Genomic DNA, 17558 nt, shown 5'->3' on the forward strand with positions numbered 1-17558 from the left:
ATGTCAAAAAAGTTAATACTACTTCTTCTTTTAGGATTTATAGTGCTGGAAACGCAGGCTCAATCGAGATCTTTTTCCATCCGAGCTACGGCGATCGTTATGGAAAATCTCCAAATGATCCCAGTGCGTGATTTGGATTTGGTTAGTCCTCCAATCGTAGGAAATACCATTTCAGTCAATCCAATTACTAGTACCTATGCGGGTATGTTTAAAATTTTGGGAAGCCCTAATGCTCGAGTTCGAATCAATTATACCCCGAGAGAAACACTGGTAGAACAAAATGAAGGAATTGGTGTGGTTCAGGCTGTATATTCAATGAGTGCTGCGCCAGAAGATAATCAGTCCGCCAGTTTTTTATTGACCCAAGGAAATGCAGATGTGACTATTGGGCAAATGGGAGTGGTTTTCATTTGGTTGGGAGCCGAGTTGGATATTTCGCAAGCCACTCAAGGCAATTATGTTTCTGAGTTTGTCCTTGAATTTGAATACATGTGATGAAAGGCCTACGAATTATATTGATCTTTTTTGTCCTTCTGCTTATAGGAAATTCGACTGTATTTGGTCAGCGAATTAATTTTTCTACTTGGACCGGAAGTGAGGAGGTAACTATTCGTTCTATTGGTTCGGTCGTTTCTTCGCTTCGTTTCAATGAAAAACAACGGGTTTTATTAGCCAATACCCCAGCTATAACAATTGCAAAAAATGATTCTCAGGTGGCCATTTTTGAAATAATTGCGCCTTCTGAATTCGATATTACCATAGAGCTTCAATCTCCTTCCTTTCTAGCGTTGGATGGGGATCCAAGTAAGGGGACAATTCCTTTTTCTTTACAGATGTCATACAGTAATCAAGGACTTCTCAATGAAATTTCAGCATTGGGATCTTCCTTGGATGTTCCCCTTGGATTTACAAGTGTGACCCTCCCGGTGAATGAAATTAGGACAGGAATTCCGCTTCCTCCAAATCCGGAATTAACTGGAGCGAATCGTCCAAAATCAACGGTGTATCTATTTGTTTACGGGACTCTAGGTCCAATTGGGCAAGTCAGTGCAGGAGATTATCTCGGAGAAGTCTTAATCAATGTTTATGTGGCGGGAGGAGATTAAACGGATTAGTTTGATTTTGATTTTTGGAGTGTTTTTTATCCAAAAGGGGCTCAGTCAGAACCAGCCTATCAAAATTAATATTCAGCTTCCTGCTGGCGTAGGCTTAAGTGCCAAATCCTCCCAATCAGGAACTAGTTTAGGTGGAAAGAACGCTGGACTTGGTTCTTCTGGGATTTCCGAATCTACCAAAGTCAATTACGCACTCATTGATGGTAATGGGATGATAATCCCCTTGGTTTGGATACAGATGAAAAGCTTGGAAAATAGCCAGTTTATCGTGGATTTTCGGGATGAAAATGACCATTCGGTTGAGGAAGCGCTTTACTTTTTGAATGATCAAACCGACGATCTTCCGGCTTCCATTCGCTATGAACAACTTCCGGTAGTTTTAAATTTTGACGATTCAAATTTGTTGATCCGAAATCGGCAACCTCGTCAAGCCTCGGTAAAAGCTTGGTTAGGTTTCACGACGAACTATCCCGGATCAAAAATTATTCTGGAGTATTTTTAATACGCTTCAGTATTTTTTGGGAAGGCAGTTGTGATAATTCGCAATTATGCCAGCATGAAGTAGAAGATGGATTAAATCGGCGGATAATCGTCCAAGGTTAACAGTCTTTAGTAACTGGACTTGAACTTCATTTATAAACTGAATTGGGTATTGGAAAGAAAGTAGCGAATCATTAAGCCAATTTTTATCGGCTAATTCCATAAGAACCCCTTTTATTCTTCTTGCTTCAAATTGAACCTACCCGAGTTCCCTGGTTTCGATATTCCATGGTATTTAAGGACTAAGAAGGCTAACAGCGAGTAATTGTGTGATGGTATTTTCTAGAAGGAAAGTTGTAAATCTCCGTATTTGGATTTCCTTGAGTTAGGTTACTACCCATACATCTCCTTCCCTAAACACAAATTTCGTTAGATGAAATATCGGAAAGAGCAAGTCTAAAGAATCGATTATTCTAAGTCATCAATTTCCTACTATTCCAAAGGTTCTCTTTGAGATGAATCCAAAAGCGTTCTTAGCAGGAAAACTCCTCTCCAAATTCATTTTTTTTCAAAATTTTTTAAAAAAAAGTAAAATTTTTTTCAAGTCAATTTTATATAGGTAAAGTACAATATTAACCTATTAGCTAATCAAAAATCTTATTTTTTATTTCTCGATGAATCAAATAAAAAATACAAAAAAACGTATTTCATATTTTTATAAATATTTCAAATGTTTTTTAATGTATATGAAATGCAAAAATTTGGATTTTAAATTCACTTTATCTTAAATTTGATTAAGTGAAAGAGATCGAAAGGGATCTGAACTGAGATTGAAATATTTAAAGATCAAATCAGGCTCTAAAATCTGGCACTACTACCTAGGTTATCAAAAAAAAACTAAAAACAAAAACCAATAAAAAATCAAATTAAAACCATGAAAAAACTAGTAAAAATTTTCGTTGTGGCGGCTTTCGCCTTAGGATTCGGAGTAACAGCTCAGGCGCAAACAAGATCTGATAACATGTCAGCTTCTGCTACTGTGTTTGATGCAATTGATGTAGAAAAAGTTGCTGATTTGAGCTTTGGATCAGTTATGAAAGGAACTAAAAAATATGTTGCTCCGGGAGCAATAAAAGGTGTTTCCTCAGATAACGGTACAGAAAGTATTGCTCAAGCTGGTTCCTTCAAAGTATTCGCGGGTGCTGGTTCTAGTGTTACACTTTCTTTCAACACTTTAGCAAACCTAACTGGCCCAAATTCTAAAACCCTCCCTATTATTTTCAATCAGAATGAATTAGGTGACCCAGTTGTATCCTTGGGCTATGGCACTGAAACTTCCAGCCTTACACAATTAAATCTAGGTAATAATTCTATTACTTTCCCAAGTACAACTGTGGATTCTAAAAATGGAACTTATGTTTACGTTGGAGCTACAGTAAATGCTGCAGCAGACCAAGAGAGTGGTTCTTATACTGGTACTTTGACTTTGACTGCTACATATAATTAATAGAATATTCTAAAAATGCCGGTAGAGATGTATATTTCTACCGGCATTTTATTTATCTATCTATGAAATCTTTCATCCTTACCCTTGCCTTCTTTTTAACGCTTGGATCTTTGTATTCTCAAGTTTCCCTTGCGCCTACCACTGTGTTTGCTGATGCAAATGGGATTGGTACCGTATATGTGTCCAACGGGTCAGATAAAGCTCAAGAAGTGAACATTAGTTTTCTATTTGGGTATCCAGGCAATGATGCAGAAGGGAATTTGCTGATGATTTATTCAGATAGTTTAAGAGAGTTGCAATCTGGTCTTGGAGATCGGATCCGTACCTTCCCTCGATCCTTTATTTTAGCACCAGGTCAACAGCAAGCGGTTAGATTTCAAATAAGACCAGATCGAAGTAAGCCTGATGGAATGTATTTTACTCGGGTAAAAGTAGCCTCCAACGAGCAAACAGCTAGCGTAGAGGAAGTAGTGACGGAAGGAATTTCTACCCAAATCACTTTAAAGTTAGAGCAAGTTATTGCTGCGTTCTACCGTTCAGGTGAGGTGACTACAGGATTGAATTTTGAAAAAATAGAGGCTAGCCGAAAAGAAAACTTTCTTCAGGTAGCTACTCAGTTTACCGTACTTGGTAACTCTCCATTTTTGGGAAGTTTAGAGGCGGTGGTCAAATCAGCGTCCGGCGAAGTGGTCGCTAAACACCAGCAAACAGTAGCCTTGTATTATGAAGGTTTACGAAGTTACTCAATTCCCTTGCCCGAGAATTTAGTCTCAGGCACTTATGAGGTGGAGCTTCTCTTCAAGACGGAGCGGTCTGATATTCCAAGTTCAGATCTAGTTCAAGCGGCACCCATAACTCGTAAAATTAGTGTCACGATTTAAAGAGTGACCAAATCTCACAAGAATATTCTAACTCTCAGTCGCGGTGGATACAATCACTCCAGTTGAATTCTTCTGGAAAAGGGTCTTTTTTGCCCTGACATGGGTTGGTTTTTTCCTTGGGTTTATTCCTAATCTTCAAGCGCAACAAGAGCCGGATGGGGAGGCTTTATTGACTTTTTCACATCCTTCGATCGGACAATATTATGTTAATGCCGTCTTTTTTGGAGATGTGGCGTATTTGCCCTTAGGGGAGTTTTTAAGTTTAGCTGAAATCCCCTACGAGCAAACCGAAAATAAATTGGGTTTACAGGGTGCCTACCCAAGCCCGAAAGAAATTTGGAAAATTGATCCTGTGGCAGGTTTTATTTGGATCAATGGGGTGTCTGAACCCCTTCCTGCAGATAATTATTACTTGGGAGAACTTGATCTTTTTCTTCATCCCGATTATTTCAAACGAATCTTTGGGATAGAATTTACAGTCAATCCCTATGCCCTTTCGATGTCCTTGAAATCCGAGCGGCCACTCCCGATTGAAGAAAAAAAGAAACGTGAAGCGCTCCGAAGCCGATTGATGGCTCGAGGAGGTCCACAAGAGGAAGTACCGATGGCCTTGCCTCGAGACCGGGCGATTTTAGGTCTGGGTATGATTGACTATGCCTTAAACCTCGACCAATCTCCATCAGGAAGCCTTGCCTCCTTTCAGGTTCGAGGTGGTGGAGAGTTTTTGGGTGGTGATATTCAAGGATCTTACACGGGTTCTGCTGATAAAGAAGGACTGGAAGGACAGTTTTCCGGACTTCGTTGGAGGTATGTATTGCCTGGAGGATTGAAGCCCAATAAAAACGTGCTTTTAAGCAGCATTACTCTTGGGCAAATAAATACTACAAGTACGGCGAATGGGGTTTCTTTGAACGGATTTTCATTGAGCAATAATCCAGTGATCCCAAGGCAAGAATTGGATGTCTTTGTGGTCGATGGCTACACCGAGCGGGATTCAGAAGTTGAGTTGTTGATTGGGGGGCAGTTGGTCGACTTTATGCGGGCGGATGATGTTGGCTATTATCGCTTCAACGCTCCGGTGACCTATGGAACAGTTCGTTTAACTCTACGAATTTATACTCCCCAAGGGGAAGTAATTATTCAGGATCGTCAATTGCAGATCCCTTTTTCCTTTTTACCTAAAGGATTTGTAGCCTACAATATCCAAGGAGGACGTTTGCAAACAGCACCGGACTCCTTAGGGTCTGATTTAATTGGCCATGCTGATTTGGCAATCGGTTTGAGTAACTCCATGACGGTTCGGGCCGGATTGGATTATGGGGATTATTTTGGATTAAGTAAGCGAAATACCTCATTCGGACTTTCTACCCGATTGTTTCAGCAATATTTATTCAATATTGACTATTTGCCTGAGCAATTTTACCGCGCTAATGCAAGCGTCTTTTACGCGAACAACATCAATATTAGCGTACAAGCCACTGAATACCTGACTCTGCCCAATGAAGAGAATGCAAGTAGTCAGCCCATCAGAGATGCCAACCTAAATTTGTTTATCCCATTTAAGCTTTTTGGGAGGTTTTCAGGAATTCGTTTTGGTGGGGAAAAGCAATGGCTTCTTGATGGCTATAAAGGAAATCTGCAATCTGATTTTAATGTTCAGATTGGCAAATTGGCAGCTCGTTTTAATTACCGAGCTCAGCTTTTAGGAAGTGGAGTGGGAGATGATCTTTCTTCAGAATTTGCCCCGGGGGTGTTGACCGGTTCATTTACCTATTCGCTTCCAAGAAGTCCAAGCTTGCCGGTGTTTGTGAAAGGGATGTTTATTCGATCGCAAATCAGGTACAATACTGCATCTTCTGAATTGACCAATTTGAACCTCCAACTTTCTCAAACTTTATTCAAACTGGGGAGATTGACCATGGCTTATGATCGGGATTTGGTGAATGGTGCCGGACAATTTCAGGTCGGATTTTTATATGATTTCCGATTCTTCCGGTCTTCTTCTCAATTCTCAACTCGTAAAGGAGATTATTCCGCGAGACAGAGCTTTAGTGGCTCCATAGGAATTGACCCCATTTCAGGTGCATTATTACCTTCCAATCGTGATCAAGTTTCCCGCTCAGGTGTTTCTGTGAGAATGTTTATTGATCAGAATGAAAATGGCAAGTTTGATAAGGGCGAAGAAATTGTTCCTGCGAAAGCTGTTCGGTTGGATAAATCTGGAAATATGCTGTTGGGTTCGGATGGAGTTCTTCGAATTACCCAATTGCAAAGTTATTGGACCTATGCCTTGGAGATTGATACCCAAGCCTTACCTGATCCTACCTTGGCTCCAAAAGAAAAGAAGTTTGGATTTGTTGCAGAACCTAATCGATTTAAGGTTATTGATATCCCACTCTATCGAACAGGGATTATTGAAGGCTTTGTCCTGATCAATCAGGCAAGTGGGGAGCAAGGAGTTGGAGGTCTTCGATTATTGTTAACCAAAAAATCGACGGGTGAATTGATTGAAACAATCAGAACCTTTGCGGATGGATCTTATTATGCATTTGGATTGCTTCCAGGAGAATATCGTCTGACTATCGATCCCAAACAGCTAGAGTTTTTGAATGCAAATGCAGAAAAAGATTTCTTGGAGTTTGAAATCAAACCACTCGTAGATGGAGATTATTTGGAAAACTTAAATTTCAAACTCCGCAAAAGAGATTTGTAATTGAACTTTATTGAGCCAGAAAAAATTACATTACTATATTTATTGAAATTAAAATGTCGCCAATATGAAAGCTTTACAAAAAAACATGGGGAAAGTGGATACAGGGATTAGACTCACTTTGGCGGTTGTTCTATTTATCCTGTTTTTCACCAATGCTGTTTCAGGTACAATTGGTTTTATCGATCTCGGGATAGCGGTTTTATTCACTGTCACCTCTTTTGTTGGTTTTTGTCCCCTATATCGATTAGTTGGATTTAAAACTTGCCCAACGAAAAGAATCTAATCCTCCTCTTTTTTTCTGATCACTTTTCCTATTCCATTTATTTCATTTTTGATGATTTCGGGGCTTCCCAAGTAGCTGACTGTACCTATTCCGTTTACTTCCAGTGATAGTATTTCAGTGCTGTGAATGGCTACTTTGCCAATCCCTTCACTGATTAATTCTACATTTTCTGAAACCAATTCTTCAGCATTTATATTTCCCATTCCGGTATTTTGAAGTTTGAGATAGGTGCTTTTCCCTTCAAGAGTAACATTTCCCAGCATGTTGAATTCAGCATCTATTTTTTCAGCTTCTAAAGCGAGCTGGATATTTCCGACTCCATCACCTCGGATAGTGATGACCTCTCCTTTAAGAGTTGATTCGGTTTTCACATTCCCAACGCCCTCAAATTGCAGTAATTCCAGTTCTTTGACAGTAATGAAGACTTCCAATTCTTGTTTCTCAAAAAAATCAGTTCCGTTTTTTTCTAGCCTTATTTCCAGTTCCGAACCATTGGTAATTACTTCTATATCTTCCAGATCATGTTCATTTCCCTCAATGACCAATTTTTCATCGTCTCCATAAGCGAGATGGAAATTCATAATCCCAGAAAGTTTAATCCGAGAAATCCCTGATAATTCTTGTTCGTCTCGAAGGGTTTCGGTGTATGTTTTATTGAATTCTAATCGACAGGATGAAAGGATTAGAGAGGGGATAATGAGGTAGAAAATGTAGCTTTTCATAGTAAATAGTCAAGTTTAGAAAATTAGAAACTAGGTTAAGTTTCCTAGTTCATCTCTGAATTTAAAAAAATCCAAGCATAAAAAAAGTCAGCCTAGAAGCTAGACTGACTTATGTTGCAGAGAGAGAGGGATTCGAACCCCCGGAACCTCACGGTTCAACGGTTTTCAAGACCGCCGCAATCGACCACTCTGCCATCTCTCTATTCTATGATCTTTGTCGATCGAGTGTGCAAAAGTATATTCTTTCCTTTTTTTTGGCAAGATTCAGAGCAGAATTTCTTTTAACTACCTGATTTATTTTGCCTTATTTTTCAAGATCCTCTTTATGAGCGAGTGCTTTTCGTCGATTTTCTCGTTCTCGTTGCTTTTCCTCTGCCAAGTCAAGACTAACATTGACCTCAAAGCATACCAAAACAATGACCGAGGTAAGGTATAGCCAAAACATCAAGGCGATCAGAGTTCCAATTGAGCCATATAGTTTATTATAGCTTGCAAAATTTTCCAGATAATAGATAAAACCATAAAATCCTAAGGTGATCAAGAGGCCAGCAAGTTGAGCTCCCGTTGAAAAGAAATGCCATTTGTCATGAACAGCTGGGGCAAATCGAAAAATAAAGGCAGAGGTAACATAAAACACGGTGAGTAAAATAAAGAACTTCACTGCGCTCAAGAGGAAAATCAAAAAATCACTATTGAACAAGTGCATCTCGTCAAGTCGGTTGATCCATAAATTACTCAAGATCATGATGGTGCTGGCCGCTATAACTGTGATCACTAAGACGCTCACAATGCTGATTGCAATCATTCTTGTTTGAAAAAAAGTCCGGCTTTCCTTGGTTTTATAGACCGAATTGAAAGAGTCCATCATTGAAACCACCCCTTGCGTGGATGAAAACAAAGCAACCAAAAAACCGAATGAAAGAAGACTTTGGCGTGGCTTTGAAACAATATCCATCAGCGTAGTCTCAATATTTGAGTAAATGTCCGCGGGGATGATACTTTGAACAAAGTTTAGAATGTTCTGAGTGGTAACTACCGGGAAAAAGTCCTGTAAATATGGAATGAGATTAAGCAAGAAAAGTAAAAAGGGAAACAGCGCAATCGTGTAACTAAATGCCATAGAGCCAGCTCTTTCGTTGATATCATCCTTTTTGAGCTGTTGGATAAAAATTCGGACGACGTCGTAGAGATTCTTGTCAGGATGTCCTAAATGGATTTTCTTTAATCTTCTCGCTTTAAGCTGAAACCGGATTCTCCACTTGAAGATTTTTTCTTTGACCACGATGGATTACTTAAAAAAGGGACGTAATAAAGCTAATAAATTTCCCGGTGGACGGGTGGGTTGATGGGAGTCTTTTTTCAAAAATGCCAAGGTAGTCCAGCCTTCGGTGATCAATTCCCCGGCCTCATTAAATACCTGATATTCAAAATTGATTCGAACACCAGGCAGTTCAGGGATCAACGTTTTGATGGTTAATAACTCGTCGTACTTTCCTGGCTTTAGATATCGAAAATGACTTTCCAACACTGGCATCATCACCCCATTGTCCTCCATTTCTTTGTAAGAAAAACCCGCAGACCGCATTGCCTCAACCCGTGCTACCTCAAAATACATCGCGTAATTGCCATAATAGACAAATCCCATTTGGTCTGTCTCAGCATATCTAACTCGGATTTGGGTCTCTGCTTGGAACATATCAATAGATTTTCGCGGCGTTCAACGCAGCTTGATACCTTTTCGCATTGTTGATGTGTTCGTTATAAGTCACAGCAAAAGCATGATATCCTGAAAAGTCCTCCTTGGCACAGAAGTACATGTACTTATGTTCTTCAGGATTCAAGACTGCATTTAGGGAGTTGATATCGGGAAGGTTAATTGGGCCTGGAGGTAGGCCAGTGTATTTGTAAGTATTGTACGGGCTATCGATTTCTTTATGGACATTGAGGATTCTCTTGAGTGTAAAATCTCCAGTCGCATAGACTAGCGTGGGATCAGCCTGAAGAGCCATTCCTATTTTCATTCTATTCAAATACACTCCTGCGATTTTAGGACGTTCGTCCGCTTTTTGACTTTCAGCTTGAACAATGGAGGCAAGTGTACTGACTTCTTTTTGGGTCAGGCCTACTCGCTGTGCCTTTTGTTTTCGCTCCTCAGTCCAAAAAGACTGATATTCTCGATACATCCGGTCAAAGAGCCCTTCCGCACTTGTATTCCACCAAAGTTCATAGGTGTTGGGAATAAACATGCTCATGATGGTTTCTTCTTCAAAATCAAACTTCCGGATATACACAGAGTCTTGAAGCAGATTAAGAAATTGCTCTTTGGAGACCTCAAGATTTGCAGTGATCTTTTCTGCCAAATCCTCCTTGGTTCTGACATTGTTGAAAGTTACTTTAACAGGAACCTGGTTTCCAGAACGAAGCAATCGAACCAACTGGATATTGCTCATTTTTGGATCGATTTTGTATAATCCTGGTTTCACATTATCCTGATAGCCTAGGGTCTTTGCCACAAAACTGAAGCTCAAAACGTCATTGATTACCTTGTCCTGATAGAGTTGATCAGAAACGGTTTTAAAAACCGAGTTGCTTGGTATTTTTAGCATATAGGGTTGATCTCTCTCAGCTAGTGTGTTCGGGCTAAAGAAGACCTGATAAAAATAGAAAGTGAGAGAAATGGCCAAAACCGATCCTGATACGATCAGTACGAGAAGAAACTTTTTGCGCTTTTCGAGTTCCATAAGCGACAAAAATAGAAAATTAATTTTTGGGGAAATTGGCGAGAGCTTGCAGAAATAAAATTTAACAGGGTAATCTTCGGTGTCTTTGTTGATTTCATCCTTGAGCCAATTTTAATCTGCTGAAAAGAATTGCGTACTTGTTATTTATTTACCCAGATTATCCCTTAGGATTAAATGTCCAATTCCAAAAACCCTATTATTCCTGTCACTTGTGCGATTATCATTCAAGGTGGTAAAGTTTTGCTTGCGAAGCGATCGGCATTGATGGATTTGGCAGGTAAGTGGGAGTTTCCGGGCGGCAAAATAGAGGAAGGGGAAAGTGGAGAAGAATGTCTATTGAGAGAAATTAAAGAGGAATTAGGAATTCAAGTTGAGCTTTTGGCCCCATTGTCTCCCGTCAATTTTTCTTATCCGACCAAAGTCATTCAATTAATTCCTTTTACTGCTCGTTGGGCTAGCGGTGAGCTCAGATTAGCTGAGCATGATCAGGTCGAATGGTATGACCAAAATCAGCTTAATTCTTTGGATTTAGCGCCTGCAGATATCCCAATTGTGCACGAATTACAAGAAAAATGGGTTAAGCTTGTAGGTCCAAATGAGAGTTAAGTCATGGCGGAATTTATCCGATTATATGAAGAAAATCCAGATCCTAGAAGAGTGCGTCAGATCGTGGAAATCCTCCGTAATGGAGGGGTGATAATTTATCCTACCGATACAGTTTACGGGATGGGATGTGATATTACCAATCAAAAGGCGGTTGAAAAGATTTGTAAGATCAAGGGCATAAACCCCAAAAAGCATAACTTTTCGTTTGTTTGTGCCGATTTATCCAACATTTCTCACTACACGCGAGTCATCACGAAGCCTGTATTTAAGATGATGAAAAAGGGTTTACCTGGCCCATTTACCTTTATTTTGGAGGCAAGTTCTCAGGTACCTAAGATTTTGCACAGCAATAAAAAGACAGTCGGAATTCGAGTACCCAATCATCGCGTGCCTCAAGCAATTGTGGAGGAATTGGGGCAACCGATTTTATCTACATCAATTCGGGATGAAGATGAGATCATTGAATATAGCACTGACCCGGAATTGATTTTTGAAAAATATCAAAACCTAGTGGATGTGGTGATAGATGGAGGATATGGTTCTAATGTGCCATCTACCATTCTTGATTGCACTGGAGATGATGTTGTCTTGGTAAGAGAAGGGCTAGGAGTTCTTGAAGATATCCTCTAAAGTAAAAGTAGGATAAACCAAAACTGAATCTAACGCTAACTGAAAACGAAATTTCCCCTTGCGAATCGCGATTGACTTGCATTACCTCCCGACTCTTGAGTTCTTTTCAGCCATCTTGGATGCTGAGGAATTGATTTATTGCCCAAATGATCCTTACCAAAGGCAGTCTTTCCTGAATAGAACCAAAATTAGATTGGCTAATAAAGTGGAAAGTCTTAGTGTACCGATACAAGGAAGGAGACCTCGTATTCCGATCAGTAAGGTAAAGGTTGATTTTTCTCAGAATTGGCAAGCGATTCATCTCCGAAGTATTCAGAGTGGCTACGGGAAAGCTCCATTTTTTGAATATTTCTACCCGTATTTTGAAGATGTGATTTCTGAGAAAAAAGAATTTCTCTGGGAGTATTCTGCAGAACTGCTGACAATCTGTCTGAGGATATTGAGGCTTCCTGTCAGGATTGTCGAAGGGGATCCAAAAATAATTCAAGAGGATATTGTGGACATAAGAGGCCTTATTGAGCCTAAAACGCACTTTTCAACCCGGCAGTATTATTTTCCTGAGCCCTATTCTCAGGTTTTTGGCTTAGACTTTGACCCAAACTTAAGCATATTGGATCTGCTATTTTGCGCAGGACCAGAGGCCGGATTGATTTTAAGAAAGTCCCAAAAAAAGAGCGAACAATAAGCTTTGGAATTGTGTTTTTAAAACAATTTAGGTAACATAGATACAGATTTACCAGCTATTCAGAAAGGATTTAAATGGAAGCAAAATTTTCAAATAGAGTGAAAGAGGTGATCTCTCTTAGTCGCGAAGAAGCTTTGCGATTAGGACATGATTACATCGGTACAGAGCACCTCTTGCTTGGGATGATTCGCGAGGGAGAGGGCGTGGCTGTTTCCATTCTAAAAAAACTAGGTGTTCCTATGGACGAACTGCGAAATGCTATTGAGCGGGCAGTAAGGGGAACAGCCAATCACAATGTGAAAAACATGGCAAACATTCCTTTGACAAGACAGTCAGAGAAGGTGTTGAAAATTACGTATTTGGAAGCAAAAATTTTCAAATCACAACTAATTGGAACTGAGCATCTGTTGCTTTCAATCCTTCGGGATGAAGACAATATTGCAACTCAGATTCTAGGCAAGTTTGAAGTAAGCTACGATACCATTAAGGATATGCTTGAAAACCAATCAGACATTGGGAAAATGCCAAGAGCAAGGGCTGAAGCTGAGGACGGAGATGATGATGGATCAAAACTATTTGGTTCATCTAATCCTGGAGGTGGAGGTGCTGCTAAATCTGGCGCAGAAAAATCTCGAACTCCAGTCCTAGATAATTTTGGTCGCGATTTGACTAAAATGGCTGAGGAAGATAAGCTTGATCCTATCATTGGTCGAGAAAAAGAAATCGAACGGGTTGCTCAGATTCTTTCTAGAAGAAAGAAAAACAATCCAATTCTCATCGGAGAACCGGGAGTAGGTAAAACGGCAATTGCAGAAGGCCTGGCACTTCGTATCGTTCAGAAAAAAGTTTCACGTGTTTTGTTCAACAAGCGCGTCGTCACCTTGGATCTTGCGTCATTAGTAGCAGGAACTAAGTATAGAGGTCAGTTTGAGGAGCGAATGAAAGCTGTCATGAATGAATTGGAAAAATCGCCAAACGTGATCCTTTTCATTGATGAGTTGCATACGATTGTTGGTGCTGGTGGTGCTTCAGGTTCTTTGGATGCATCCAATATGTTTAAGCCAGCCCTAGCACGGGGAGAAATCCAATGCATTGGAGCCACAACTTTAGATGAGTATCGCCAATACATCGAAAAGGATGGGGCATTAGCCCGTCGATTCCAAATGGTAATGGTTGATGCTACTTCTCCTGAAGAAACAATTCAGATTCTCAATAATATCAAAGATAAATATGAGGATCATCATAATGTGATCTACACAGCTGCAGCAATTGAAGCCTGTGTGAAATTGTCTGACCGATACATTTCTGATCGATTCCTGCCCGACAAGGCGATTGATATTTTGGACGAAGCAGGTGCGCGGGTACATATCAATAATATCCACGTGCCAGAGGACATCCTCAAGCTTGAATCGGAGGTAGAAAATATCAAAGCTGAGAAAAATCGAGTTGTCAAATCTCAAAAATATGAAGAAGCCGCCCAGCTTCGGGACAAAGAGAAAAAACTACTTGAACAACTCGAGTTGGCAAAGACGAGATGGGAGGAAGAAAGTAAATCCAAAAGATTTACGGTAGATGAAGATCACGTGGCTGAGGTAATTGCGATGATGACTGGAATCCCAGCCAAGCGAATTGCTCAGAATGAAGGCAACAAACTTCTCAATATGGGTGAGGAGCTCAAAGGGAAAGTGATTGGTCAGGACGAGGCAATCAAGAAGTTGACCAAAGCGATACAGCGTACCCGAGTTGGATTGAAGGATCCAAAAAAACCGATAGGCTCATTCATTTTTCTAGGACCTACCGGTGTGGGTAAGACTGAATTAGCAAAAACCTTAGCGACTTATCTTTTTGATAAGGAAGATTCCTTAATTCGAATTGATATGTCAGAGTATATGGAAAAATTCTCCGTATCTCGATTGGTGGGAGCGCCTCCAGGTTATGTCGGCTATGAAGAAGGGGGGCAATTAACAGAGAAGGTCAGAAGAAAGCCGTATTCTGTAGTTCTTCTTGATGAAATTGAAAAAGCGCACCCTGATGTATTCAATATTCTCCTGCAAGTGCTGGATGATGGAATCTTGACAGATGGATTAGGTAGAAGAGTTGATTTTAGAAATACCATTATCATCATGACTTCGAATATTGGAGTTCGTGATCTGAAAGATTTCGGTGCAGGGATTGGTTTTGCAAATAAAGCCAAGCAGGAAAATATGGACGAAATCATGAAATCAACGATTCAGTCTGCTTTGAAAAAAGCGTTTAGTCCTGAATTCTTGAACAGATTGGATGATGTAGTGGTCTTCAATTCGCTCAGCAAAGAAGATATCTTCAAAATCATTGACATCAGTTTGGGTAAGCTATTCCACAGAATCACTGAATTGGGTTACAAAATTGAATTGACTGAAAAAGCTAAGGACTTCTTGGCTGAGAAGGGCTATGACCAGCAATATGGTGCTAGACCTTTGAACAGAGCGATTCAAAAGTACCTTGAAGACGCCATCGCAGAAGAAATTCTCAAAGGCGATTTATCAGAAGGTGACGTGATTACTGCTGATTATGATGGAGAGGGTTCTGAGCTTTCTATTTCAGTAAAGAAAAAAGAAAAAGCAGATTAACCTGAAAGAGTAATAAACACAAAGCCTCGAATGATTCCATTCGAGGCTTTTTTATTGGGAAGTACAAACCAATTATTTGCTGAAGAAAAGTCGGGTAATGAAAATTCCCTGTCCATCATCCGCGCCAGCATTACTTTCTACGCCAGAGGTAACAAAGGTAAGCTTCCATCCTTGAGCTAACATGCTATTGATTTTTGATGCAATCACTGCATCATTTGAAGCGATATTTTGAAAATTAATACCTGCTGCGCTGAAGAAGTTCAGCAGTTTGGTTTCTTCTAGCTCATTTACCTTGATGTCTGAGCGGTCGATTTCATTTTGCTTGCTACTTTTTCCATCAGTACGTTCGGTTGTGAAAAGGCTTGCGTCTACTTGTGTTTGACTGTCGATGATTCGGCTTCTACCGAGACCCATGGGGACGATGGATTCGACTACCGTAATCACTTTAAATTCACCATAAGAGGCTACACTATTACTTTCTTGGGCTTGGCTTGTTAGGCTGAAAAAAGCCAAGAAGGCAGTTGCTAAAAGGATTGTTTTTTTCATAAATGTGAAGGTTATAAAACAGATAAATTGAGTAAAAACTTTAACGAGGTGAAAATGGTCTGGTTGGCCAATGGCAATTAAGTATTGGACAAAGGTTAGCTTTTTTTCAGTTAATAAGTGGCTTTATAGTTAATCAGAATATCGAAAATTTCCCATTTTTTCTTGGAAACCAAAACAGGAGAAAGAAATCCTTGACCATCGGAGAAGTTGCTGAACAGGCCGTTTTCCTCTTGGGTAAGTAAGCTGTATTTTCCCTCAGCTAATTGAATTTTAAATTTCCCATTTCTATTGCTCCAAGTTGAATCTAAGGGGATTTGACCTTTGAGAATAATTAGTCCCTCATTTAGAATCACCTCATTGGAATGAATTAATGGGAAGATCAAGAGATTTCTTGCTACTCCTTGCGGGTGGATCACTTTGGGGTTCCCATTCTCGGATACCATCGGCATTTGATTTCCTTCTATCCAGCGTACTCTTCCTCGAATTCCTTGGGAAAGGTGAGAAGTTGCGCAAGAAGTCAAGTCCATCAAACATACGATCATTAGAATTGGCAAGAATGATCGATATTTCATATTCCTTCAAACAAGATATGTGACTCAAGGTATTGGGGGATGAGGACATTCTTCCATTGGAGTTTATCCTTAAGTTGGAAGGCCAAAGCCTCTGCGCTTTCTTTTTCTCCATGGATGACAAATACTCGTTTGGGATTTTCGCAGAATCCTTCAGCCCAATCCATCAATTCCTCCTGGTCAGCGTGTGCTGAAAGACCTTCGATCGAGTAAATTTTGGCTTTTACAGGAATTTCGTATCCGTAAATTCTCACACTTGGTTCTCCTTCAAGAAGTCTTCGACCTCGAGTTCCTTCAGCCTGATAGCCGACGAGAATAATTCCATTTTTTTCTTCCGGTAAATGATGAAAGAGGTGGTGGAGAATTCGTCCACCAGTTGCCATTCCACTAGCCGAAATGATGATTCCTCTGCCTTGGAAGTTGTTCAAAGAAACAGACTGCTCCTGTTTTTGAAAATAATGAAGGTGAGGATGATTGAATGCATGCTCGTTTTCTTCCTCCAGCATGGCACTTAATCGATGGAAGGAATGATAATCCAAGTAAAGCTTCGTGGTATCAATAGCCATCGGACTATCCAAGAAAATAGGGGCTTTTGGGATTTTGCCTTTTTCCATCAATTGATATAGATGATACATGATCAATTGGGTTCGACCCACTGCAAAGGAGGGAATGATCGCAAGGCCGTTTCGATCAAATATATCTCTGATTGCTCTTGCCAATTCATCTTCCGGTTTTTGAGTTGTGGATTTGCGGTCCCCATAAGTAGATTCAATCCATAAGACATCGGCTTTGGGTATTCGAGTGGGTGGGAAAAGAATAGGATCATGATAGCGACCAAGGTCGCCTGAAAACACCAGGCGCTTGGTTTGATTTTCACCTATTAGCGTCACTTTCACAATGGCTGCTCCCAGAATATGGCCTGCATGGTAAAAATTCACCTTTATCTTGGGGTGAATAAAGAAAGCGGATTCAAAGGGCTGTGGAGACAAAAGAGGGAAAACTGCCTCAGCGTCTTCCATAGTATAAAGCGGTTCAGGATTTTCATGTCTCGAAAACCCTTTCTTTTTCGCATATTCCGCCTCTTCTTCTTGAAGTTTTCCAGAGTCCAGAAGGAGAATTTTGGCTAATTCTGCAGTGGGTTCTGTGCAATAAATGGGCCCCTTAAACCCCTGCTTGACTAATTTTGGAAGATAACCTATATGGTCGAGGTGAGCATGGGTAAGAACAACGGCTTCCAATTCTCCAAGAGGCATCGGAAAGGGATCCCAGTTTCTTCTTCGTAATTCTCGAGGTCCTTGGAATAGACCGCAATCCAGCAAGAATTCAAATTCTCCTGTGTCTATTAGATATTTTGAACCAGTAACTGCTCCAGCTCCTCCTAAAAATTTGACACTGACATCCATTTTTTGAGTGGTTTAATTTGAAAGAAGTTACAAAAAAAGAGACATCTGGAAGGATGTCTCTTAATTAT

General features: G+C 40.2%; 18 protein-coding genes and 1 tRNA gene. 11 read left to right on the forward strand and 8 right to left on the reverse strand.

Features of this window, described 5'->3' with window-relative positions; translation table 11 throughout:
* The 7 genes from AO498_RS06225 (at position 1) to AO498_RS06260 (ending at position 6979) form a co-directional block, all read left to right on the forward strand.
* Positions 1-495: a hypothetical protein gene (locus tag AO498_RS06225; protein ID WP_067544826.1), complete on the forward strand. Its 495-nt coding sequence runs from the start codon at positions 1-3 to the stop codon at positions 493-495.
* The gene (locus tag AO498_RS06230) at positions 495-1106 is read left to right on the forward strand and encodes a hypothetical protein (protein WP_067544827.1); all 612 of its coding nucleotides are present in this window, start codon (positions 495-497) and stop codon (positions 1104-1106) included. Before AO498_RS06225 ends, AO498_RS06230 begins: the two co-directional genes overlap by 1 nt.
* Complete coding sequence (locus AO498_RS06235) at positions 1087-1617, forward strand: hypothetical protein (RefSeq protein WP_067544828.1); 531 nt, start codon at positions 1087-1089, stop codon at positions 1615-1617. Before AO498_RS06230 ends, AO498_RS06235 begins: the two co-directional genes overlap by 20 nt.
* Positions 1618-2529: 912 nt before the next feature.
* Positions 2530-3102 (forward strand): DUF4402 domain-containing protein, encoded by a 573-nt coding sequence (locus AO498_RS06245; RefSeq protein ID WP_067544832.1) that lies wholly within the window; start codon positions 2530-2532, stop codon positions 3100-3102.
* Between the two features lie 62 nt (positions 3103-3164).
* Positions 3165-3983, forward strand: coding sequence for a fimbrial biogenesis chaperone (locus AO498_RS06250; protein WP_067544834.1), 819 nt, complete (start codon positions 3165-3167; stop codon positions 3981-3983).
* Between the two features lie 43 nt (positions 3984-4026).
* The gene (locus AO498_RS06255) at positions 4027-6696 is read left to right on the forward strand and encodes a hypothetical protein (RefSeq protein WP_236778640.1); all 2670 of its coding nucleotides are present in this window, start codon (positions 4027-4029) and stop codon (positions 6694-6696) included.
* A gap of 64 nt (positions 6697-6760) precedes the next feature.
* Positions 6761-6979 carry a YgaP family membrane protein gene (locus AO498_RS06260; protein ID WP_067544836.1) on the forward strand — a complete coding sequence of 73 codons (219 nt, stop codon included), beginning with the start codon at positions 6761-6763 and terminating at the stop codon, positions 6977-6979.
* Here the strand turns inward: AO498_RS06260 and AO498_RS06265 are convergent.
* The 5 genes from AO498_RS06265 to mltG all read right to left on the reverse strand — a co-directional run bounded on the left by AO498_RS06265 (position 6976) and on the right by mltG (position 10442).
* Positions 6976-7701, reverse strand: coding sequence for a head GIN domain-containing protein (locus tag AO498_RS06265; RefSeq protein ID WP_067544838.1), 726 nt, complete (start codon positions 7699-7701; stop codon positions 6976-6978). The two genes, AO498_RS06260 and AO498_RS06265, sit on opposite strands and share 4 nt — an antisense overlap.
* Positions 7702-7818: 117 nt before the next feature.
* Positions 7819-7903, reverse strand: a tRNA-Ser gene (locus AO498_RS06270).
* Positions 7904-8005: 102 nt separating this feature from the next.
* Positions 8006-8983: a YihY/virulence factor BrkB family protein gene (locus AO498_RS06275; protein ID WP_067544840.1), complete on the reverse strand. Its 978-nt coding sequence runs from the start codon at positions 8981-8983 to the stop codon at positions 8006-8008.
* Positions 8984-8989: 6 nt separating this feature from the next.
* Complete coding sequence (locus AO498_RS06280; RefSeq protein ID WP_067544842.1) at positions 8990-9397, reverse strand: acyl-CoA thioesterase; 408 nt, start codon at positions 9395-9397, stop codon at positions 8990-8992.
* A gap of 1 nt (position 9398) precedes the next feature.
* The gene (mltG, locus tag AO498_RS06285) at positions 9399-10442 is read right to left on the reverse strand and encodes an endolytic transglycosylase MltG (RefSeq protein ID WP_067544844.1); all 1044 of its coding nucleotides are present in this window, start codon (positions 10440-10442) and stop codon (positions 9399-9401) included.
* 174 nt (positions 10443-10616) lie between these two features.
* Between mltG and AO498_RS06290 the strand changes: the two genes are divergently transcribed.
* The 4 genes from AO498_RS06290 (at position 10617) to AO498_RS06305 (ending at position 14972) form a co-directional block, all read left to right on the forward strand.
* Positions 10617-11048: a (deoxy)nucleoside triphosphate pyrophosphohydrolase gene (locus AO498_RS06290; protein ID WP_067544846.1), complete on the forward strand. Its 432-nt coding sequence runs from the start codon at positions 10617-10619 to the stop codon at positions 11046-11048.
* Between the two features lie 3 nt (positions 11049-11051).
* On the forward strand, positions 11052-11678 hold the full coding sequence (locus AO498_RS06295; RefSeq protein WP_067544848.1) for an L-threonylcarbamoyladenylate synthase: 627 nt from the start codon (positions 11052-11054) through the stop codon (positions 11676-11678).
* Positions 11679-11736: 58 nt separating this feature from the next.
* Positions 11737-12363 (forward strand): WbqC family protein, encoded by a 627-nt coding sequence (locus tag AO498_RS06300; RefSeq protein WP_067544850.1) that lies wholly within the window; start codon positions 11737-11739, stop codon positions 12361-12363.
* 74 nt (positions 12364-12437) lie between these two features.
* Positions 12438-14972 (forward strand): ATP-dependent Clp protease ATP-binding subunit, encoded by a 2535-nt coding sequence (locus tag AO498_RS06305; RefSeq protein ID WP_067544852.1) that lies wholly within the window; start codon positions 12438-12440, stop codon positions 14970-14972.
* A 72-nt stretch (positions 14973-15044) separates the two neighbouring features.
* Here AO498_RS06305 and AO498_RS06310 read toward each other — a convergent pair whose 3' ends face one another.
* The 3 genes from AO498_RS06310 to AO498_RS06320 all read right to left on the reverse strand — a co-directional run bounded on the left by AO498_RS06310 (position 15045) and on the right by AO498_RS06320 (position 17490).
* On the reverse strand, positions 15045-15518 hold the full coding sequence (locus tag AO498_RS06310; protein WP_067544854.1) for a hypothetical protein: 474 nt from the start codon (positions 15516-15518) through the stop codon (positions 15045-15047).
* Positions 15519-15628: 110 nt separating this feature from the next.
* Positions 15629-16090 (reverse strand): hypothetical protein, encoded by a 462-nt coding sequence (locus AO498_RS06315; RefSeq protein ID WP_067544856.1) that lies wholly within the window; start codon positions 16088-16090, stop codon positions 15629-15631.
* Positions 16087-17490 carry an MBL fold metallo-hydrolase RNA specificity domain-containing protein gene (locus AO498_RS06320; RefSeq protein ID WP_067544858.1) on the reverse strand — a complete coding sequence of 468 codons (1404 nt, stop codon included), beginning with the start codon at positions 17488-17490 and terminating at the stop codon, positions 16087-16089. The genes AO498_RS06315 and AO498_RS06320 overlap by 4 nt, the downstream gene beginning before the upstream one ends.
* Between the last annotated feature and the right edge of the window lie 68 nt (positions 17491-17558).

Source organism: Algoriphagus sanaruensis (assembly GCF_001593605.1).
Lineage (GTDB): Bacteria > Bacteroidota > Bacteroidia > Cytophagales > Cyclobacteriaceae > Algoriphagus > Algoriphagus sanaruensis.